Below are 2172 nucleotides of genomic sequence, written 5' to 3' on the forward strand. Positions count from 1 at the left end.
ACCTGTCGGGGCCGCCAGCACCGCGGGCTCCGGCAGCGGATGCCGCCCGCCCGCCCCACCCGGACGCTTCGGCCCCGACAGGTCCAGCTCCAGGTGCACGTACGCCGCGCCCGGCACGTGCCCCTCGTGGAAGGCGCGCACGCCCGCACCCGGATCCATCAGGTCGAAACGGCAGTCCAGGATCCGCAGGTCCGGATCGTGCAGGTGCTCGGACAGCCAGCTCACGGAAACGAGAGGAGTGGGAAGCATACGGACACAATACCCAGCCGCGCCGGGCGTCACCGCGACGTCAGCAGACCCTCCCCGACCACCCGCCCGAACGCCCGACGCTCCTCCTCCGACAGCAGCGCGAACGCGAACTCCTCGTGCGAGACGCACCCGAACCAGCACGCCCGCCCCGCCCGGTACCCCGCGAGGTCCTCCGGCCAGTCCGGCCCCACCAGCGCCCACGGCGACCCCGCCCCCGCCAGCGCCCGCCGCACCTCGCGGTCCGGACGGTAGTACTCCAGCACCACCTCACGCGAACTGCGCTCGGTGCCCGGCCACGACCTCGTCACCCGCCGCGCGACCGTGAAGGGCCGCAGCACCTCCCGCAACGCCACGCCACTCTCCGACAGCGACGACACCCGCGCCGGCCACACCAGCGACACTTCCTCCGACCCCGCGAACACGAATTTCAGCAGGTCCGGGAAGGCCGCCCCCCCGGGCGGCCACGACAGGACGAACTCACGGCGGACGACGCTCAGGACAGCACCCCGTTCCGGCGCTCCCCTGGAACGCCACGATCTGCGCCGAGTCTAGGACCGCGCGCCCGCCAGGCAGGGCAGAACCCCTCACGCAGAGAGGTCTCTGAGACGTTTTGGCCGCATACGCACCGGGAGCGGCCCCTCGCTCATGCCTGGGGCGTTCACGCGTCTCTACAACTTTTTTGCCGTCGTACGCACCGGAGCAGTCCGGTGCTCATGCCTGGGGCGGTGACGTGTCTCTGCACGTGTCGGTGGCCGTCCGCGTTTGGCCGCGTACGCTCTGCCGTCGTACGGATCGGAGCGGTCCGATCCTCTTGCTTCGTGCATCAACGTGTCTCTCCACTCATGGCGGGGACGGCCCCTCGCTTTTGCCTGGGGCGGTGACGTGTCTCTACAACTTTTTTGCCGTCGTACGCACCGGAGCGGTCCGGTGCTCATGCCTGATGCGGTGACGCGTCTCTACAACTTTTTGTCCCCCACGTGCAGTGCCGCGATCCCGAAGGTCAGCAGGCGGTGACGCGTCCGGAAGCCCGCCGCGAGCATCATCCGCGCGAGGCGGTCCGGGTCCGGGAAGGCCAGCACGGACTCCGGCAGGTACGTGTACGCGCCCGCGCTGCCCGACACGAGCGCCCCCACGCGCGGCAGCACGTGATTGAAGTAGAAGCGGAACAGCGCCCCGAACAGCCCCGGGCGGGGCGGCGGGAACTCCAGCAGCACGAGCCGCCCGCCGGGGCGCAGCACGCGGTGGAACTCCGACAGGCCCCGCGCGTAGTCCGCGAAGTTGCGGAAGCCGAACGCGCAGGTCACCACGTCGAAGCTCCCGTCCGGGTAGGGAAGGTGCAGCGCGTCGCCCTCCTCCAGACGCACGTCGAGGCCCAGCGCCGCCGCCTTGCGCCGCCCGATCTCCAGCATCTGCGGGACGAAGTCGCAGCCTACCACCTCCGCGCCGGGCGCGCGGCGCTTGAGCTCCAGCGCGAAGTCCGCCGTGCCCGTCGCGACGTCCAGCACCCGCGCCGGATTCCGGCGCAGCGCCTCGGTCGTGGCGGCGCGGCGCCAGCCGCGGTCCACGCCGAAGCTCAGGACGCGGTTGAGCAGGTCGTAACGGGGCGCGATCTGCGCGAACATCTCCTGCACGCCCTCGGCCTTGTCGGGGCGTTCGCCGACGGGCGGACGTGGCGCGGCACTCATGCGCGAAAGCCTAGCACGCCCGCACCGGGCGCATGTCCGCCGCGCGCACCGTCGGAGGGCAAGGAAGGATGAACGGCCTACGTCTCCGTGCCGATGAAAGCGCGCCCTGGCTTGTCTAGCCTGATCGTATGAAGGGCACGCTCGAACCACGGCACCTCGTCGCGCTCCTCGCCTCGCCCGAGCCGCGCGTCCGCCACGCCGCCCGAGCCGCCCTCGACGCGCTCGGTCCCGCCGCCCG

General features: G+C 71.6%; 3 protein-coding genes. All 3 read right to left on the reverse strand.

All coding sequences use genetic code 11. From position 1 onward, the window contains the following. Positions 1-249, reverse strand: a 249-nt coding sequence (locus DEIPI_RS0114415) for a rhodanese-like domain-containing protein (protein WP_027482225.1), incomplete at its 3' end; no start/stop codon positions are given. 29 nt (positions 250-278) lie between these two features. After that, positions 279-650, reverse strand: coding sequence for a hypothetical protein (locus tag DEIPI_RS0114420; protein ID WP_157463673.1), 372 nt, complete (start codon positions 648-650; stop codon positions 279-281). Between the two features lie 555 nt (positions 651-1205). Then, positions 1206-1934, reverse strand: coding sequence for a bifunctional demethylmenaquinone methyltransferase/2-methoxy-6-polyprenyl-1,4-benzoquinol methylase UbiE (gene ubiE / locus DEIPI_RS0114425; protein ID WP_027482227.1), 729 nt, complete (start codon positions 1932-1934; stop codon positions 1206-1208). Positions 1935-2172 lie beyond the last annotated feature (238 nt).

It is taken from the genome of Deinococcus pimensis DSM 21231 (assembly GCF_000519345.1).
Lineage (GTDB): Bacteria > Deinococcota > Deinococci > Deinococcales > Deinococcaceae > Deinococcus_A > Deinococcus_A pimensis.

What these genes read in the sequence shown, in the direction of transcription:
- ubiE (WP_027482227.1), bottom strand. Translation starts at nt 1,934, where the DNA reads ATGAGTGCCGCGCCACGTCCGCCCGTCGGCGAACGCCCCGACAAGGCC.